Origin of the sequence: Streptomyces sp. NPDC047982 (genome assembly GCF_043204165.1) — a bacterium.
GTDB lineage: Bacteria > Actinomycetota > Actinomycetes > Streptomycetales > Streptomycetaceae > Streptomyces.
Map to the genome: position 1 here is coordinate 16,813 of NZ_JBIDBS010000035.1, position 17,380 is coordinate 34,192.

At 69.1% G+C, this 17,380-nt stretch carries 19 protein-coding genes; 12 read left to right on the forward strand and 7 right to left on the reverse strand.

The features are described from left to right. Positions 1–105 precede the first annotated feature (105 nt). Positions 106–1,275 (reverse strand): hypothetical protein, encoded by a 1,170-nt coding sequence (locus ACGF2V_RS29675; RefSeq protein ID WP_362629718.1) that lies wholly within the window; start codon positions 1,273–1,275, stop codon positions 106–108. A gap of 24 nt (positions 1,276–1,299) precedes the next feature. Between ACGF2V_RS29675 and ACGF2V_RS29680 the strand changes: the two genes are divergently transcribed. Continuing rightward, entirely contained in the window at positions 1,300–1,509 is a 210-nt protein-coding gene (locus ACGF2V_RS29680) for a hypothetical protein (RefSeq protein WP_362629721.1), read from the forward strand. A 387-nt stretch (positions 1,510–1,896) separates the two neighbouring features. Here ACGF2V_RS29680 and ACGF2V_RS29685 read toward each other — a convergent pair whose 3' ends face one another. Both ACGF2V_RS29685 and ACGF2V_RS29690 read right to left on the reverse strand, forming a co-directional pair. Next, complete coding sequence (locus ACGF2V_RS29685; protein WP_362629724.1) at positions 1,897–2,157, reverse strand: hypothetical protein; 261 nt, start codon at positions 2,155–2,157, stop codon at positions 1,897–1,899. Between the two features lie 488 nt (positions 2,158–2,645). Further along, positions 2,646–2,993 carry a helix-turn-helix transcriptional regulator gene (locus tag ACGF2V_RS29690; RefSeq protein WP_362629727.1) on the reverse strand — a complete coding sequence of 116 codons (348 nt, stop codon included), beginning with the start codon at positions 2,991–2,993 and terminating at the stop codon, positions 2,646–2,648. A 228-nt stretch (positions 2,994–3,221) separates the two neighbouring features. Here ACGF2V_RS29690 and ACGF2V_RS29695 point away from each other — a divergent pair, with 228 nt between their 5' ends. Then, positions 3,222–4,163 carry a TIGR01777 family oxidoreductase gene (locus ACGF2V_RS29695; protein WP_362629730.1) on the forward strand — a complete coding sequence of 314 codons (942 nt, stop codon included), beginning with the start codon at positions 3,222–3,224 and terminating at the stop codon, positions 4,161–4,163. Between the two features lie 224 nt (positions 4,164–4,387). On the opposite strand, the gene ACGF2V_RS29700 is transcribed toward ACGF2V_RS29695, so the two are convergent. Then, the gene (locus ACGF2V_RS29700) at positions 4,388–5,530 is read right to left on the reverse strand and encodes an IS4 family transposase (RefSeq protein WP_362710716.1); all 1,143 of its coding nucleotides are present in this window, start codon (positions 5,528–5,530) and stop codon (positions 4,388–4,390) included. 418 nt (positions 5,531–5,948) lie between these two features. Between ACGF2V_RS29700 and ACGF2V_RS29705 the strand changes: the two genes are divergently transcribed. From ACGF2V_RS29705 to ACGF2V_RS29725, 5 genes are all read left to right on the forward strand, one after another. Continuing rightward, the gene (locus ACGF2V_RS29705) at positions 5,949–6,512 is read left to right on the forward strand and encodes a sigma-70 family RNA polymerase sigma factor (protein ID WP_362710714.1); all 564 of its coding nucleotides are present in this window, start codon (positions 5,949–5,951) and stop codon (positions 6,510–6,512) included. After that, complete coding sequence (locus ACGF2V_RS29710; RefSeq protein ID WP_362710711.1) at positions 6,509–7,660, forward strand: CU044_5270 family protein; 1,152 nt, start codon at positions 6,509–6,511, stop codon at positions 7,658–7,660. The genes ACGF2V_RS29705 and ACGF2V_RS29710 overlap by 4 nt, the downstream gene beginning before the upstream one ends. A 207-nt stretch (positions 7,661–7,867) precedes the next feature. Next, positions 7,868–8,305 (forward strand): hypothetical protein, encoded by a 438-nt coding sequence (locus tag ACGF2V_RS29715; RefSeq protein WP_362618075.1) that lies wholly within the window; start codon positions 7,868–7,870, stop codon positions 8,303–8,305. A 503-nt stretch (positions 8,306–8,808) separates the two neighbouring features. Beyond that, a complete protein-coding gene (locus ACGF2V_RS29720; protein ID WP_362618077.1) occupies positions 8,809–9,237 on the forward strand; it encodes a hypothetical protein in 429 nt (142 codons plus the stop codon). Beyond that, entirely contained in the window at positions 9,234–10,019 is a 786-nt protein-coding gene (locus ACGF2V_RS29725; RefSeq protein WP_362618079.1) for an SAM-dependent methyltransferase, read from the forward strand. Before ACGF2V_RS29720 ends, ACGF2V_RS29725 begins: the two co-directional genes overlap by 4 nt. A 212-nt stretch (positions 10,020–10,231) precedes the next feature. On the opposite strand, the gene ACGF2V_RS29730 is transcribed toward ACGF2V_RS29725, so the two are convergent. Then, positions 10,232–10,714, reverse strand: a complete 483-nt coding sequence (locus ACGF2V_RS29730; protein ID WP_362618081.1) for a GNAT family N-acetyltransferase — start codon at positions 10,712–10,714, stop codon at positions 10,232–10,234. A 153-nt stretch (positions 10,715–10,867) separates the two neighbouring features. Between ACGF2V_RS29730 and ACGF2V_RS29735 the strand changes: the two genes are divergently transcribed. Further along, positions 10,868–11,686 (forward strand): exodeoxyribonuclease III, encoded by an 819-nt coding sequence (locus ACGF2V_RS29735; RefSeq protein WP_362710709.1) that lies wholly within the window; start codon positions 10,868–10,870, stop codon positions 11,684–11,686. A gap of 517 nt (positions 11,687–12,203) precedes the next feature. Here the strand turns inward: ACGF2V_RS29735 and ACGF2V_RS29740 are convergent. After that, a complete protein-coding gene (locus ACGF2V_RS29740) occupies positions 12,204–12,872 on the reverse strand; it encodes a MerR family transcriptional regulator (protein WP_362618514.1) in 669 nt (222 codons plus the stop codon). Between the two features lie 167 nt (positions 12,873–13,039). On the opposite strand from ACGF2V_RS29740, the gene ACGF2V_RS29745 reads away from it, so the two are divergent. The 4 genes from ACGF2V_RS29745 (at position 13,040) to ACGF2V_RS29760 (ending at position 16,980) form a co-directional block, all read left to right on the forward strand. After that, positions 13,040–14,755: an NAD(P)/FAD-dependent oxidoreductase gene (locus tag ACGF2V_RS29745; RefSeq protein WP_362710707.1), complete on the forward strand. Its 1,716-nt coding sequence runs from the start codon at positions 13,040–13,042 to the stop codon at positions 14,753–14,755. Beyond that, positions 14,752–15,762, forward strand: coding sequence for an alpha/beta hydrolase (locus tag ACGF2V_RS29750; RefSeq protein ID WP_362618088.1), 1,011 nt, complete (start codon positions 14,752–14,754; stop codon positions 15,760–15,762). The genes ACGF2V_RS29745 and ACGF2V_RS29750 overlap by 4 nt, the downstream gene beginning before the upstream one ends. Then, complete coding sequence (locus ACGF2V_RS29755; RefSeq protein WP_362618091.1) at positions 15,759–16,652, forward strand: SDR family oxidoreductase; 894 nt, start codon at positions 15,759–15,761, stop codon at positions 16,650–16,652. The genes ACGF2V_RS29750 and ACGF2V_RS29755 overlap by 4 nt, the downstream gene beginning before the upstream one ends. A 94-nt stretch (positions 16,653–16,746) precedes the next feature. Further along, positions 16,747–16,980 carry a hypothetical protein gene (locus ACGF2V_RS29760; RefSeq protein WP_362618093.1) on the forward strand — a complete coding sequence of 78 codons (234 nt, stop codon included), beginning with the start codon at positions 16,747–16,749 and terminating at the stop codon, positions 16,978–16,980. A 262-nt stretch (positions 16,981–17,242) separates the two neighbouring features. On the opposite strand, the gene ACGF2V_RS29765 is transcribed toward ACGF2V_RS29760, so the two are convergent. Then, positions 17,243–17,380 (reverse strand): transposase (locus ACGF2V_RS29765; RefSeq protein ID WP_362710732.1); only part of this gene is annotated, 138 nt, incomplete at its 5' end.

Genomic DNA, 17,380 nt, shown 5'->3' on the forward strand with positions numbered 1-17,380 from the left:
TGCCCACCCGACGCGTTCAAACGGCCTGCCGGCCTGTCGGCCACCAGCCACAGAACACGAAACGGTCCGCCGACCCCGTCGGCAGACCGTCACGAGTGTTCGAGGCTAGAACTTCCCGTAGTAGCCGGTCAGATCAGCCTCGGCGCAGGCGACCGAACCGATCAGGCACTTGGCGTTCGCGTACTTCCGGGTGTAGACGTTGGTGACCTTGCCGCCGTCGTAGATGTAGATGTGGTGGTTGGGCATCAGGCGGTGCTTGCCGGAGCGGATGGTGTAGTTCCCGCCCTTGGTCAGGTTGATGGTGAGGGCCCCGTTGATGGCCCCCTTGACGCTTCCCAGACCCTTGCAAAAGGGATTGGTGGCGTGCAGGGACATCCGCACGTCCACGTAACTGCTGCCGGAGCCCAGCTTCTTGGCCGACATGTCCTTGGTGGTGGCGGTCTTGGTGGCGACCTTCTTGCCGGTCTTCTTCACGTAGACGTTGGTGGACTGGATGTCCTTGTTGGCCACCACCTTCTTGGTCTTCCACGTGACTGTGGCGTGCAGGGCGGTGCGGTACTTGCTCGACTTCCAGTCGAACTTGCTGCGTCCGTCGCCGCCGAACTGGAATTTGCTGCCGTAGTCACAGCCCGCTAGGGGAGCGTCGATCTTTTTCTGCGGGATGAAGGTGATCCAGGAGAGGGTGGACGTCTTGGCAACGCCTGCGGCGGCTGCTCGGGAAACCGCCTGCTCGCGCAGAGCGGTCAGCGATCCGGAGGCCGGGACGGACACCTTCATCCCCCACAGCCGTGTCTGTGGGGCACCGTTCTCCGGCAGCACCGGTGCGACCTGGTACTGGTAATCGGCGCCCGGTGCCACGTTCGTGTCGCGGAAGGAGGCGACCCCTGCGTCCAGACGGGCCACCTCTTTGCCGTCGCGGGTGACCACGTAGCGGGCGCCTTTCGCATACCGCTTCCACGACAGCTCCACGAAGGACTTGCCGGCTGCAGCGGTGATCCCCTCGCGGGCCGAAGAACGGTCGACGACAGCGGTCTCTCCCGAAGCCGCCCGCATGACGCCGAACCCCTGGGCTGCCAGCATCCTGCCCTCGACGCTGTTCGCGCCGACGCCGGACACGTCCTTCAGTTCGCCGGAGGACAGGGCGGATAGAGAGAACAACGGAGCGCCCGGGCGCGGGTCCTGCCCGTGGGCGGCGGACGCGTGGAACCCGGTCGCGACAAGTGTGAGCGGGGTCAAGGACAGCGCTGCCACCCTGGCGGAACGAGAAAGCTGCATGAATCTTCCCTTTCGTCCTCTTCGATGTCACTGCTGATCTGCGGGAGCGGGCAGCCCCGCTCCTTCCTGCCGGGCATCTGCCGGCAGCGCTCCCTGCCGCCCGAAGGTCAGTGGGCGATCGCTCTACGCCGAACACCTGTCGCGTCCGGTGAAGGCCGTGAGCTGGAGCGACGTCGGCCCGGACAGGCCCTGCTGGAGTTGCCGGTCGGCGTGCTGGGCCGGGCTGGAAGCTGACCATGGCTGCGCCTGGCGCTGTCGACCGATCCGCGCAGCGCCAGCCTGTAGGGGGCAAAGGCATCGCGAGCGACGACTTCTCCGTCAGGCCCCTTGAGACGGGCTCGCGATCGCCTTCCTTCTTTTGGGAGGGGATGTGTCAACGACCCTAGGAAGGGCGGGTGTTGTGGCGTAAGTGTCTCCTCGGGCACTGCCCTGGTGGGCAGGGCCCGAAGAGGCAATAATGAAGATCATGTCCATGACAATCGGTTGGCGAAATGCGGAACGCCGAAACGGTGCGGGGCATCCTGCGTGTACGTGGCGTCAAGAGAGATCGGCCTGCCGCAGAGGCAGGGTCGAAGGGCGCTCTCGGGCGGGCCGCAATGGGGGCCGCAGGCACGGAGTTCGTCAGGCGCTCATGACAGCGGCGAGGAAGATCGGGTAGAGCATGCTCAGGGATCCGGTGGCGAGGCCGATGGTGCACTGGCCTCGGTTGAGCTTGCGGGCCAGGCCGAGGAGCGCGAAGGTGACGGCGAGGCTGCCGAACAGAAGCGGGATCGCGATCCCGATGAAGCCGGCGAACACTGCGGCGATCAGAGCAACGGTGCCGAGGACGAGTGAGGCGGGTCCGTAGAGAGTCGCGGGGCTGTCTGCGGATCCGGTGGTCATGTCTTGCTCCTCGCTGCGGCGTGTCGGCCTCTCCGGCACGCATGTATGAGATCCGTGCACTTTCATCATGGCACTTCTGGTCCTCCCGGATCCGCACCTCACAGGGAACGCCTATGAGATCAAGCTCACGCGCAGGGCGTTGCTGTCGGCTTCCCCGATGCCAGCACGTGTCTGTCGGCCATGCTTGGCGGAAGGGCTGCTTGGGTAGCGGCCGCTTTGCCGACGAAGCCACATGTTTCTTCCAGGATCAGGTCGACGATGCTCCTCTCCGAGGAGATGGTGAAGAAGCCGGGAGCCTCGGGCTGCTCGGTGGCGACGACGGGGTTGAACAGCGGCTGCTCCTTCAGTGGCCGTTCTGTCGGAAGCGTGTCGGGGAGTGTCCGGTCGGGGCGAGGCGGTCACGGCCGCCCGACGGGCGGTGCCCAACGGGGCATCCGTCCGACAGGCCACGCCCGGCCCCGGGTCAGAGGGCCGGGCGCGGCCTGCGCTCACGCGGCAGACGCCTTCAGGGTGTCGGGCGGCAGCGCGGAGTGTCGGCACGGACAGGATGGATCGACGCAGAGCGCGCTGTGGGAGAGCGCGGACAGCACTGCAACCTGCAGCCGAGTCTCCTGCCCCAGTTTCTCCGCTATGCGAGCGATATGCGCCTTCACCGTCCGCTCCGCGATGCCGAGCTCGCTCGCCAGCTGCCGGTTGCCCAACCCTGTGCCCAGCAGGAGAAGGACTTCCTTCTCCCGACCCGTCAGCTCTTTGAGTCGTCCGGTCGCACTCACCGGGGCGATTCCGGTTCGTCGGTAGGCGCAGGCCGCAGCCGCCGCATCGGACCGTTTGGACATGCTGGCCCCTTCTGATGCCGCTGTTCCCAGCAGAGCCCCGTGCCCTGGGTGCGGCGGCAATCGTGTGCCCCAACCTATCCCGCGCTACCGACAGGAGCACGCCAGTAACGCGGGCCCCTCAAGGCGGTGTTCCGAAAGGCGATTCCGCTCGACCTGGCCACCACTCCCAGGAATTGAACATGTTCAATTTTGAGGTAGGTTTGCCCTCGCACGGAGCGGGAGGGCTGGATGAAGATCGTGATTCCCGGGGGAACCGGGCAGGTGGGTACTGTCCTGAACCGCGCGCTGACTGCGGCCGGGCACGAGGTCGTGGTGCTGACCAGGCGGCCGGTGAGGCCGGGTGAGGTCCACTGGGACGGCAGGACCCCGGGGCCGTGGGCCGAGGCGATCGATGGCAGCGACGTCGTGGTCAACCTGGCTGGCCGCAGCGTGAGTTGCCGCTATACCCCCGCCAATCTCCAGGCCATGATGGACTCCCGGGTGCTTTCCACCCGGGTCGTGGGCGAGGCGATCGGCGCTGCGGCACACCCTCCGCGGGTCTGGCTCCAGATGAGCACCGCCACCATCTACACTCACCGCTTCGACGCGCCCAACGACGAGGGCACCGGCGTGATCGGCGGAGCGGAACCCACCGTGCCTGGCTACTGGTCCTACAGCGTGGACATCGCCAGGGCCTGGGAACGGGAACAGGAACAGGCCAGCACTCCGCACACCCGCAAGGTGGCCCTGCGCTCCGCCATGGTGATGAGCCCCGACCGGGGTGGCGTCTTCGATGTCCTGTCGTGGTTGGCCCGCCTCGGTCTCGGCGGCCCGGTCGCGGGCGGCACACAGTACGTGTCGTGGATCCACGACCACGACTTCGCCCGCGCGGTCGCGTTCCTGATCGACCGGGACGATCTCGCCGGCCCGGTGAACCTGGCCGCCCCCGAGCCCCTTCCGCACCGCGCGTTCATGCGCGCCCTACGTACCGCGTGGCGTGCACCGGTGGGCCTGCCCGCGATGCGATGGATGGCCGAAGTGGGCGCCTTCGCGCTGCGCTCGGACACCGAACTGCTGCTGAAGAGTCGGCGTGTCGTCCCCGGCCGGCTGCTCGAAGCGGGCTTCGCCTTCGCATACCGCAGGTGGCCGGAGGCGGCCCACGACCTGGCGCGGCGCCGGCGGGGCGCCTAGCTAGGACGTGTTTCGAAAGTAGCGTCGTCCGCCTGAAGGGCGGGCCCCGCAGCGTCTGGTGCGGTGCATTACGGTGGGGCACGAGGGCCTTTCTGTTGGTGTAGACGTCGCAATCCACACCGAACCGGAAGGCCCTCACCCGTTCAAGATCCCTCAGCCGAGATCTGGCTCACCCGTCCACAACCTCCCGGGACAGAACAGCTAGGCGGAGTCGTTCCAGCAGCTCACGGATGGTGTGGGTCAGGGCTTGGCTGAGTCGTGAGGGGGGAAAGTGCCGCCTGGTCGGTGACGTGGCGGCGGGCGATGCGAAGAGTGCGGGTGAAGGACAGCGGGTCGGGGTCGAGGCCGGCTTGGTGAGCGGTGTGGTGCATGACGTCCCGAAGTGCGTGGTGGACGAGGAGGAAGCCGTAGATTTCCTGCTCGACGCCATCGGGGTATTGCGATCTCAGGACCAGCTGACGGCCACCTTGGTGGGTCTTGATCTCGTCCAGGGTGTTCTCGGTCTCCCAGCGTTGATGGTAGAGGCTGGCCAGGTCGGCAGCAGGGGCCTCCTGCGGGGGGTTGCAGACGGTCGTGATCAGCCGGTATACCGTGCCGTCGTCCTCACGGCCGAGGGTGTACTCGATGACGCGGACCCGGACCGGATCTTGGCGCTTGCGGTCGCCTGCCGCGACGATCTCGGACAGGTAGGAGCCGTCCTCGAAGGCTTCGAGGAACGGGAGCACGATGTTCTTGCGGACGCGCCACAACAGGTCCGCGCCCGTGCCCGAAGCGGCTTGCCACAGCTCGAATCCGGTGATGCCGCGGTCGGCCATCAGCAGCATCCCCGGCTCGAGCCGGCCCAGCAGGCCGGGAATCACATGCTGTTCATGAACCGACAGCGGGCCGGTTGCCGCGGCGAACACCGCGTGTGTCCCGCACTCCACCAGCGCAGCGACCCTCACCTGCGGGTAGGCACTGCGCTGCTGTCCCCGGCCAGAGCCGGGACGGCCGAAGTACGTGCTGTTCGCCTCGGTGTCCGGGACGTCGAAGACGGTGCCGTCCACGGCGACCGGCCGCCACCCGCGATACCAGGCACCGGCCGTGTCCTGGACGGCCACCGGTCGGCAAACCTGCGCGAACAGTGCCTTCAACGGCTCCGGCCCCAGCCGTCTGCGGGCTCTGCCGATCGCACCCGTCGTCGGCACGTGCCATGGCTTCTCCCACTGCCGCACCCGTTCCAGGCCCTGCGTCAGCAGCCGGGCGACTTCCTCATAGCCCTGCCCGGAGAACAGGCACATCGCGAGCACGAAATACACCACCACCCGGGCCGGCAGCAGCCGGGAACGCTGTTCCCGGCGCCCGCACTTAGCGACCACCTCATCCACCACCCCGCGTGGAGGCGTGTTTCGAAAGTAGCGTCGTCCGCCGAAGGGCGGGCCCGCGGCGTCTGGTGCGGTGCGTCGCAAGGCGGAGCGGAGGGTCGTCCTCGTACGGGGCGTACGTGGACGATCCCGACAACGTGGCGAGGCGTCGTGCCAGACGCCGCGGGCCAGACGGGTCTTTCGAAACACGCCCTGGTGCCGCGGCAGCGCGGAGTGCCGACACGGGCAGGACGGATCGACGCGGAGCGCGCCGTGGAAGAACGCGAACAGCACTGCAGTCGACAACGGACACGACTGCGGACCCTGGTGTGACGTACGTCTCGTCTCTCGGGCGTGTTTTCCGGCATGCCGCTGTAACGATCGGCCCGTTCGGCCCACTACTCAACGACAGAGCACATCAGGAGGGACAGGAGGTGCGGCAGTGCCCGATTACGACGCGGATCGTTTCACCGCCATCTATGACGGCTGTCGGCAACGTGTGTGGGCCTATGTGGTCAGCCGTGCGGGACGGCAGGTCGCCGACGAGGTGGTGAACGAGACGTTCACCGTGGCGTGGCGCAAGCTGGACGACGTCCCCGAGCCGCCGCTGCCATGGCTGCTCGGGGTCGCCCGCAACATCCTGCGGGACAGCATCCGGGCCGAGGCCAGGCACGCGTCGTTCGCCGCCGAACTGCGCTCCTGGACGGAACCCGCCGAGGCGGACATCGCCGAGGAGGTGTCCGAGCGGAGCGCGCTGCTCAAGGCACTGGCCACGCTGCCGGAGGACGATCGGGAACTGCTGATCCTCTCCGGATGGCAGGGTCTGACCCCGGCGCAGGCGGCCGCGGTGGTCGGCTGCTCGCCCCTCACCCTGCGGGTCCGTCTGCACCGGGCGCGCAAACGTCTCACCCAGGCCGCGTCGGCCTCCCCACCCACGGAGGAAGCCGCGGCTCCGCGGCGCGTGTCCACCCGAGTCCCGATCACCGTAGGAAAGGAAGCCCGGTGAAGAACGACATCCTGCACCGTCTGACAGCCGCCCGCCCCGCCCACCTCGACCCCGAGCGCCCCACGCCGTCACCGGTCCGGGAAGAGGAACTCGCAACGGTCATGTCCCGTCCGCGCGCGACGCGCACGGCTCGCACCACCGCCCGGCCGCGGAGGGTGGGCCGTGCCCTCGTCCCGGGCCTCGCCCTGGCCACCGCGGCGGCGGTGGCGGCCGTGGTGATCACCGACACCGTGCCGCAGAAGCCAGGACCCGCCCCCTCCGGGACGTCGGGCTCCGGCAGCCAGGTCCTTCTCGCTGCCGCCTCCCACGTCGAACAGCAACCGGCCGGTTCCGGCACGTACTGGTACGTGGAGGAACACCTCGGTTCCCTTTACAAGATCCCCGGCAAGAACTACACCGTCGCCGCCCGCACCGAGTACCGGTACTGGGCGGCCGCCGCCAAGAACAAGCGGTGGTCGCAGTCCCTGGACCTGGGGGCCCGTCCGGCCACGAAAGCCGACGAGGCGGCGTGGAAGGCGGACGGTTCCCCCACGTCGTGGAGCATGGAGGGGGAGGAGACCCTCACCTACGCCGGCAAGGGCGAGATCGAACACGACGCCCCCGGCGGGGACGGGGACAGCTTCAAGATGGGCGACCTCCCTCTCCGCGTCCTGGCCACGCTTCCCACCGATGAACAGGCCCTCCGCAAGCGCCTGTTCGCCCTGGTCGACAAGGACTACAACGGCCCCAAGAAAGTCCTCGACCGGATCGTCGTCGACACAGCCATCCAACTCGCCACGACCCTCCCGTCCACCCCGGCCCTGCGCGCCGCCGCCTACCGCCTCCTCGCCGCCGAACCCGGCGTGCGCTCCCTCGGCGACGTCAAGGACCACACCGGCCGCACCGGCTACGCCGTCGCCCTCCCCAACCCCTACCAGCCCTCCCCCGAACTCCGCCTGATCTTCGACAAGTCCACGGGCATGCCGCTCGGCACCGAGACGGTCGCCACCCGGGACGGTGACGGTATGAGCAAGGGCGAGCGGCAGAGCTACACGACGATCACGTCCATGAAGTGGACCGAGACGGCACCGCCGTTCGACACCGACACCGAGGACCCGGGCCCGATTCTCCCTCCGGGCGAGGCGCCGGATCCCAAGCCGGCCCGCTGAGGCCGTTCTCGGCTTTGAAGCTACACGTGATCAACTTGATCAACCCAGGGTATTTGAGGGCCAGTGCGGTCCCAGGCTGGAGATTTTGCTGTGAACAGGCGAGTCTGGAGAACCATGTTGCTGCCGACAGTGGCATGTCTGCTGCTGGCCGGCTGCGGGGGAGAGGACACTTCGGGTACGTTCCCCGCCGGGGCCGGAGAGGGGCCCATGGACGGAGATGTTGTTGCCGAAGCCCCGAAGCCTCCCCAAAGTCCGGAGGAGTCCTACCGGGCCTTCGTCCGGGGGCTGTACGCGGGAGACAGCGCGGCCGTGTGCCGGCTGGCCGATTCCACTCCCTCGGCGCAAGATCGGCTCCTGCGATCGTTCTACACGGCGCTTGACCTGAGATCTGAGGGGAGATCGCCGCTCTGCGAGGACGCAGTCTCCTATTACGTGCAGGAGAAGAAGCTCACCCCGCTTCCAGAAGGCAAGGACATCCCGATCTACGGGAAGGTGGAGTACACCAACGGCAAGGCCAATCTGGCCGGCTGCTACGAGAAGCCTGCCGGAGGTTACGACAGGAACCTGGGCGGCTTCGAGTGGAACAAGGAGTCGGACGGCTGGGTCATCGACTGGATGGACTTTACGACTGGCTGCGGCGGCTGATCCAAGGGCTGTCCCGCAATCCGATTCGTCGGTGAGCTCGCCGACGACACATGGGAGCTGCGCGAGCTGGTCGCTCTCGGCCCGGACGAACCCGACTCGTCGTCGGTTGCAGCCCAACCGGGGATCGAGGCGGGGCCGCCGGAACGGTATGCGACGGCTGACCGGCCGATGCGCATCGCGGACCGGCTGAGCGGCGACCGGCCCCATTGCGGCGCGCCCGACGGGCTGGCCCTGCGCGCCCACGTCCGTCGGCCGTGCCGTCTTCGGCCGGTACACCGAGCTGGCAGGATGGAGGAACGGCGAGCAGGGAGTCCCGGTGACGTCCGGACTTCGCAGACCAACCGGCCGGCGGGCCGGGCGGACGTGGTGGGAGCGGGAGCGGCTGATGGTCAGGGGCAGCAATGTCGTGCTGAGGGACGTCCTCGACATCAAAGGAGGACGCCCACGCCGGTGACTTCAAGGTCGCCCTGACCGACGGCTTCGGCGATGCCCAGGCCGGTTCGGTGGCCGACTACGTGGTCACCGAGCAGCTGGCGAAGGAGTTCGACAAGGCGCTGCGGCTGGTGCGGGGCGCGGTGCGGAAGAACTCCTCGTACGCCGCCTATCTGCACGGCTCCTTCGGCGCCGGTGAGAGCCACTTCCTGACCGTGCTGCACGCCGTGCTCAACGGCGACCCGGCGGCCAGGGCCAAGCCCCGGCTGCGCGAGGTTTCGAAAGTCCCGTCTGGCCCGCGACGCCTGGCACGGCGCCTCGCCACGTTGTCGGGATCGTCCACGTACGCCCCGTACGAGGACGCCCCTCCGCCTTGCGACGCACCGCACCAGACGCCGCGGGCCCCGCCCTTCGGGCGGACGACGCTACTTTCGAGACACGCCCCTCATAGGCTGTTGCCGCTTTCTGTCCGCGGTATCCGTAGGAGGACTGTCCTGTGACTGCCGGTGTGCCCAGCCCTCGCATCGACACCAGCAAGCCGCACCCGGCGCGCGTCTACGACTGGCTTCTGGGCGGGAAGGACAATTATCCGGTCGACCAGCGGGTGGGGGAGACGCTTCCGGAGGAGGCGCGGGGGAACGCCGCGCGCAACCGGGCGTTCATGCACCGGGCTTCGGACTGGCTGGCGCGGAACGGCGTCGACCAGTTCCTCGACATCGGCACCGGCATCCCCACCGAGCCCAATCTGCACCAGATCGTGCAGGCCGTCGCGCCGAGTTCCCGGGTCGTCTACGTGGACAACGACCCGATCGTGCTGCGGCACGCGGAAGCGCTGCTGATCAGCAGCCGGGAGGGTTTCACCAGCTACATCCACGCGGACGTGCGGGAGCCGGCGGCGATCCTCGAACGTGCCCGTGAACTGCTGGACTTCGACCGACCCATCGCGCTGTCCCTGATCGCGCTCCTGCATTTCCTGCCGGACGACCGGGACCCGTACGGCATCACCCGCACTCTGCTCGACGCGTTGCCGTCGGGGAGTTTCCTGGTGCTCTCGCACGGGACGGCCGACCAGCATCCGGAGTTGAAACAGGAGACGGAGAGCGCGTACAAGAAGGGCGCGATCCCGCTGCGCATGCGTACCCGGAGCGAGGTCGAGCCCTTCTTCGACGGGCTGGAACTCGTCGACCCCGGGCTGGTGTTCGCCACGGAGTGGTACCGGGAGGAGCCTGCCCCGGTGCAGGAGCGCAGCGGCTTCTATGCCGGGGTCGCCCGGGTGCCGTGAGCGGGCCCGAGGGAAGGTACGGGGAAGGCGCGATGGGCGGGCGAAGGCGCGGGGCGCGGGGGAGGCGCGGTGGGGGGCCTCGTTCCGCCCACAGGCACGGTCCACCGGGCCGCCGCAGGCCGGCCCCGGTCGTCGTGATGCGTCCGTCCCCCTGGAGCGGTGAGAAGCCGTCGACGGTCGCGGGGCCGCCTGCGTGTCCGCCGTACGGGCGGTTACCGCAGCGGCTTGGCCATGCAGAGGCTGCTGTCGTGCATGCGGTAGTAGCCGAACTTCTCGCACGGGGTGTAGCCGCTGGACGCGTACAGCGCTATGGCCTCGGGCTGCTTGTCCCCGGTCTCCAGAACCATGCGGGTCCGGCCGGCCGCCCGGGCGTCGGCCTCCAGGGCGGCCAGTATGCGGCGGGCGAGGCCCTGTCCGCGGCCCTCGGGGATCACGAACATCCGCTTCAGTTCGGCGTCGCCGTCCGCGTAGCCCTCGTCGTTCCGCTCCTGGGACCGCCAGCCGCCGGTGGCGACGGGGCGGCCCTGCTCGTCGTAGACGAGCAGATACAGACCGTGCGGAGGTTCGAACATCGACGGGTCGAGGGGTGTGACATCGCCCTCACCGTCGCCGTACCGCTCGGCGTATTCACGCTGGACCTGGTCGTTGAGCTTGACGGCGTCGGCGTGGTCGAAGGGCCGAGGGTGCATAAACATGCGGAACATGGTACAGCTATGCGGCGCCGCCTCCTGGGCGGATGTCGGTATCGTGCCGTAATGCTCACTGTGACCACCGCTAATGGCCGCTTCGCCTGCTGCCTGGTCCCTGGGATGAGCAGCAGTATCAAACCGCGGTAGTAGGAGCATGTTTTGTACACAGTGACCACCGTCAATGTAAACGGGCTCCGTGCCGCCGCCAAGAAGGGATTCGTCGAGTGGCTGGCCGGGACCGAGGCCGATGTGATCTGCCTCCAAGAGGTACGTGCCGAGCCGCAGCAGCTGCCGGACGAGGTGCGTGATCCCGAGGGCTGGCACACCGTGCACGCCCCGGGGGCCGTCAAGGGGCGGGCGGGCGTCTCCCTCTACACCCGGCGCGCGCCGGAACGCGTGCAGATAGGGTTCGGCGGTTTCGGTCACGCCGGGAGTGAGGAGTTCGACACCAGTGGCCGCTATGTCGAGGTCGATCTCCCCGGTGTGACGGTCGCCAGTCTGTACCTGCCCTCCGGTGAGGTCGGTACGGAGAGGCAGGAGGAGAAGGAACGGTTCATGGCCGCGTTCCTCCCGTATCTGAAGGGCCTCAAGAAGCGTGCCGCCGCCGACGGGCGCGAAGTCGTGGTCTGCGGCGACTGGAACATCGCCCACCGCGAGGCCGACCTGAAGAACTGGCGTGCCAACAAGAAGAACTCCGGCTTCCTGCCCGAGGAACGGGAATGGCTGAGCCGGGTCTTCGGCGAGGCCGAGTACGTGGATGTCGTACGGGCCCTGCACCCGGAACAGGAGGGGCCCTACTCGTGGTGGTCCTACCGGGGGCGGGCCTTCGACAACGACGCCGGCTGGCGGATCGACTACCAGGTGGCGACGCCGGGGCTGGCCGCCCGGGCGGTGAAGGGCTGGGTCGAGCGGGCCGAGACGCACCCGGAGCGGTGGAGCGACCACGCGCCGGTGACGGTGACCTACGAACTGGTGTGAGCGAGCGGACGTGTCGTGGGTGGGCCCGGCCTGGATGGACCCGGCGTGGGCGGATCCACTGTGGGTGGAGCCGGCATGGGTGGACCTGCCGTGGGTGCCGGTCGGGAGGGTGCCGTTCCGTCGACGCGGCGCGTGCTGTCGGGGCACGGCGCTCTGTTGGCGGCACGTTCGCCCTGCAGCGGGCTCTCAGCGGCATGCGTGATGGTGACGAGGGGGAACTGGCGGACGGCCTGGCCGAATACCGCTGAGGCGCCAGGCGCCAGGCATCAGGTGCCAAATGGCGGCCCGGACCGGCGGCCGGACCGGAACCCCGGTCCGGAATCGTGAACCGGAACCAAGAGGCGGAACCGTGGGCTCCTGTTTTGCGTCGTCCGTTTCCGTGCACCCTTTCCCGCTTGTCCGTTCCGCCCCTCCGTCCCCAGCCGACCGCTTCCGTGCGCCCCTCCGCGCCACCCGGCCGCGCCCCCGTTCCCGCCCGTTCGCGGTGTTCCGGTCGGCGTGCCCGGGCGGCGAGGCGTCAGGACGGTGCGGGCTCCCGGGGCGCCGACGGGCGGTCGGGGGGATCGCGGCGTTCGCGGCGCAGCCTGCGGTCCAGGGCCATGGACAGCTCGGCGTCCATCACGGCGCGGGCCAGCGGCCGGAGTTGCGGCGGCTCGGGGTGGTCGCAGTGCGCTTCGAGCACGCTCACGAAGAGGTCCGCCAGGGCGTCCGCGTGTTCGCGGACGCTGCGACCGGCCGCGAGGATCGTGGCGAGCGGCACTCCTTCGCGCACCAGTTCGGCCGATGCCTCCAGCAGGCGACGGCTGATGTGGACTATCTCGTCGCCGTCGGTGGCCAGGTAGCCCAGCTCCAGCGCAATGGCCAGGTTCTCCGGGCTGGTCTCGCCCTCGAAGTAGTCCGCGAGCTGTTCCGGGGCGAGGCGAACAGGAGTCTCCTCGGTCGGTTCGCCCAGCCCCAGCACCTCCGCGACATCGCGCCCGCTCTCGAAGGCGCGGGCCAGATCGGCGATGCCGCTGAGGGTGTGGCCGCGCTCCAGCAGGCCCGCGATGGTGCGCAGCCGGGCCAGGTGGTGGTCGTCGTACCAGGCGATGCGGCCCTCGCGGCGGGGCGGCGAGATCAGGCCGCGCTCCCGGTAGAAGCGCACGGTCCGGACGGGGAGGCCGGCTTCCTTGGCCAGCTCTTCCATCCGGTACTCACGATGCTCGCGTCCTTCAACCACATCCGCACCTTACGTCGTACCGGCGGTAACTTCCCTTCGCTGTACCCCTACCCATCGGTACGGGGCTGTTCTAGGCTCCCATCGTGCCAGTGATTGCTGGCGGAGTCGTGTGGTGTATCGCGGGAGGCGGCAGCATGACCCAGCACGAGCACGAGCACGAGCACGAGCACGAGCACGAGCACGTGAGAGTGGCGGTGATCGGATCCGGATTCGGCGGCCTCGGAGCCGCGGTCCGGCTGCGCCGCGAGGGCATCACGGACTTCGTCGTCCTCGAACGGGCCGACTCCGTGGGCGGTACCTGGCGCGACAACAGTTATCCCGGCTGCGCCTGTGACGTGCCGTCGCACCTCTACTCGTTCTCGTTCGCGCCCAACCCCGAGTGGCCCCGCACGTTCTCCGGACAGGAGCACATCCGCGCCTACCTGGAACATGTGACGGACACCTTCGGGCTGCGTCCGCACATACGGCTCAACCACGAAGTGACGCTGATGCGTTGGGACCGCGAGGAGCTGTACTGGCGGATAGAGACGGCGAACGGGGCCACATTCACGGCCGATGTCGTCGTCTCCGCGACCGGTCCGCTCTCAGATCCGAAGACGCCGGACATCCCTGGCCTTGACGGGTTCCCCGGCAAGGTCTTCCACTCGGCGCGCTGGGACCACGACTACGACCTGACCGGCAAGCGCGTCGCGATGGTCGGCACCGGCGCGTCCGCCATTCAGATCGTGCCCTCGATCCAGCCCAAGGTCGGCCGGATGACGCTCTTCCAGCGCACCCCGCCCTGGGTCATGCCGCGCATGGACCGCCGGATCAGCGGGGCCGAGCGCTGGCTGCACCGCACGCTCCCGATCACCGGCACCGCGCGCCGCGGACTGCTCTGGGGTATCCGGGAGTTGCAGGTCAGCGCCTTCACGAAGCACCCGAACGAGCTGGGGCTGGTCGAGAAGATCGCCAGGTCCAACATCGCGCGCGCCATCAAGGACCCGGTGCTGCAAGAGAAGTTGACCCCTTCCTACCGCATCGGCTGCAAGCGGATCCTGCTGTCCAGCACGTACTATCCCGCTCTCGCCCAGCCCAATGTCGATGTCGTGACCTCCGGTCTGGCCGAGGTGCGCGGCTCCACGGTCGTGGCGTCCGACGGTACGGAGGCCGAGGTCGACGCCATCATCTTCGGCACCGGCTTCCACGTCACCGACATGCCGATCGCCGAGCGGGTGGTGGGGGCGGGAGGCGTCACGCTCGCCGAGTCCTGGACGGGCGGCATGCAGGCGCTGCGGGGTGCGACCGTGGCCGGGTTCCCCAACCTGATCACGGTCATCGGCCCGAACACCGGCCTCGGCAACTCCTCGATGATCCTGATGATCGAGTCCCAGCTGAACTACCTGGCCGACTACCTGCGGCAGTTGAACGTGCTGGGCAGCAGGGTCGCCCTCGACCCGCGCCCCGCATCGGTGGACTTCTGGAACCGCCGCGTCCAGCAACGGATGAAGCGCACCGTGTGGAACACCGGTGGTTGCAACAGCTGGTACCTGGACGCCAACGGGCGCAACACCACGGTCTGGCCGGGCACCACCGCCGAGTTCCGGAAGGCGACACGGTCGGTGGACCTGGGGGAGTACGAGGTCGTACGGGTCCAGGAGCGGCCCGCCGGAACGGGTGGAGCCGCCGCCGGAACGGGTGGAGCCGCCGGGGCCGGTGGAGCCGCCGGAGCCGTAGTGGTCGGCGCATCGGGGGCGGCCACCGTCTCCGGAGCGTCCGGAGCCGCCGGGACATCCGGGGCGTCCGGAGGGTCCGGGGTGTCCGGGGTATCCGCCATGGCGGGGGCCGCTGGGAAGAAGGTCGCGGGATGAGCCGACTGTTGCGAGGCGACGGCGCCGCCCCCGTGCCGACACGCACGCTGATCGCGCGTTCCACCGACGGCGCCCGCGTCCACGTCGAGGTGCACGGTCCGGACAGCGCGCCCGCTGTGATCCTGTCGCACGGCTGGACGTGCAGCACCCGCTTCTGGGACGCGCAGATCAGGGCCCTCGCGGCGGATCACCGCGTCATCGCCTACGACCAGCGTGGGCACGGCCGTTCGATCGCAGCGGGCCGCGAGGGCTACAGCGCGGAAGCGCTCGCCGACGACCTCGACGCGGTGCTGGCCGCCGCCCTGGAACCGGGCGAGAAGGCGGTGATCGCCGGGCATTCCATGGGCGGCATGACGGTGATGGCCGCCGCCCGGCGGCCCGGCCTGCGCGCCCATGCCGCCGCCGTACTGCTGTGCAGCACCGGCAGTTCGCGGCTGGCCGCCGAGTCGCGGGTGATCCCGCTGCCGGCCGGGGGTGTACGTGACCGAATGCACAGGGCGATCCTGCGTTCGCCCGCACCGCTCGGGCCGGTCACACCGTTGTCACGAAGGATGCTGAAGTACGGGACGATGGGACCGGGTTCGGCTCCGGAACGGGTCGAGACCTGCGCCCGGATCGTGCATGCCTGCCCGCGAATGGTCAGGCGGGCATGGGGACATGTCCTCGCGGACCTCGACCTCGACGCCTGCGTACGGGAGTTGATGGTGCCGACTGCGGTGATTGTGGGTACGGAGGACCGGCTGACACCGGCCGTGCACGCCCACGCCCTCGTGGCGTCGCTGCCCGTGTCCCTAGGGCTGACCGTGCTGACGGGGATGGGGCACATGACACCGGTGGAGGCACCGGAGGCGGTCACCGCGAAGATCCGGGAGCTGGTCACCACCTACGTCCCCGCGGACGGGGGCGGTGCGGGTGCCGCGGGCGGCGGGACACGTACGGGACCCGCGGACGGCGGGACACGTACCGGAACGGCTGGCGGCACGGCCGAGAAGGAGGATGGGGCATGAGCGGCGGGCGGAGTCTCGAAGGGCAGGTCGTCGTCGTCACGGGCGCGGCCCGCGGCGTGGGCGAACTGCTGGCGCGCAAACTCTGCGCGCGCGGCGCGAAGCTCGCGCTGGTCGGTCTGGAACCGGACGGGCTGAAGAAGGTCTCCGAGCGGCTGCACGGAGACAGTGCCCACTGGTTCGCGGACGTCACCGACCACGAGGCGATGACCCGCGTCGCCCAGGAGGTCAAGGAGCGGTTCGGGAAGGTCGACGTCGTCGTCGCCAACGCCGGCGTCGCGACGGGCGGTCTGTTCGTGGACTCGGACCCGGAGGCGTGGCGTCGGGTCATCGAGGTCAACCTGATCGGCGGCGCGGTCACCGGGCGGGCGTTCCTGCCGGTGCTCACGGAGAGCCGCGGGTACTTCCTCCAGATAGCCTCGCTCGCCGCCATGACGCCCGCGCCGATGATGACCGCGTACTGCGCGTCCAAATCGGGCGTGGAGGCGTTCGCACACAGCCTGCGCGCGGAGGTCGGCCACCGCGGCGTGAGGGTCGGGGTCGGCTATCTGTCGTGGACCAACACGGACATGGTCCGCGGCGCCGACCAGGACGACGTGATGCGGGAGTTGAGGAAGCGGCTGCCCTGGCCCACCAACCGGACATATCCGCTGGGCCCGGCCGTCGACCGGATCGTGGCCGGTATCGAACGGCGTTCCGCGCACGTGTACGCGCAGTGGTGGCTGCGCGGGATGCAGTCCGTGCGCGGCTATCTGCCGACGCTGATCGGGGTCGTGGGCCAGCGCGAGATGCGCCGGTTCGGGCCGCGACTGGCGGGCGTGCGGACGGGGCTCGTGGGCGCCGGTGGAGCTGCCGACCAGGACGCGCGGGCAGTACGAACACGCCGTGACTGAGCGTGACTGATCGACATGCGTCTTGTGTCGGGGCGTGCGACTGTGGTCGAGGTCCTCACGGACCGCCCCCACGCACCCACGAGGAGTGAACAGCATGGGTATCGCAGACCAGTTCAAGGACAAGGCGCAGCAGCTCGCCGACCAGGCCAAGAAGAAGTCGGACGAGGGCCGCAGCGAGGAACGCGGCCAGGGCCGCGGCCGGACGGGCGAGGCGAGGGAACGGATGCAGGGCGGGGCCGACCGCGCCCAGCGGACGGGGCAGCGGGGTCGCGACCGGCTCCAGGACGCCGAGGACGACATGCGCGACCGCCGCCGCGACGACCGCTGAGGCGACGACCGCTGGAGCGGTGACCGCTGACGTGTCCGTGACGTCATGACTCCGCGACTCCGCGAGTCCGCGAGTCCGCGAGTCCGCGCGTTGTCCGTGAGGGGCGTGCCCGGGGAGACCGGGCACGCCCCTCATGTGTGAGGGCTGTCGGCCGAGAAGTGCGCGGCGCAGTGCGGTTGTTCGGTGGTCCAACTGTTGCGGAAGGTCCAACTGCTCCAGGAGGCACGGCTGTTACCGGGACTCTTGCGGAAAGCCCCGGTGTTCACGCCGGGGATGAATGCATCTCCAGACTGCTCTGACGTGCACGCATGATCTCTTCGCAGCGTGTCAGCATCTCGTCGCTGAACACTCCGCGCCGGTACTTCGTCACGAAGACCAAGTGCACATGCATCGCCGAAAC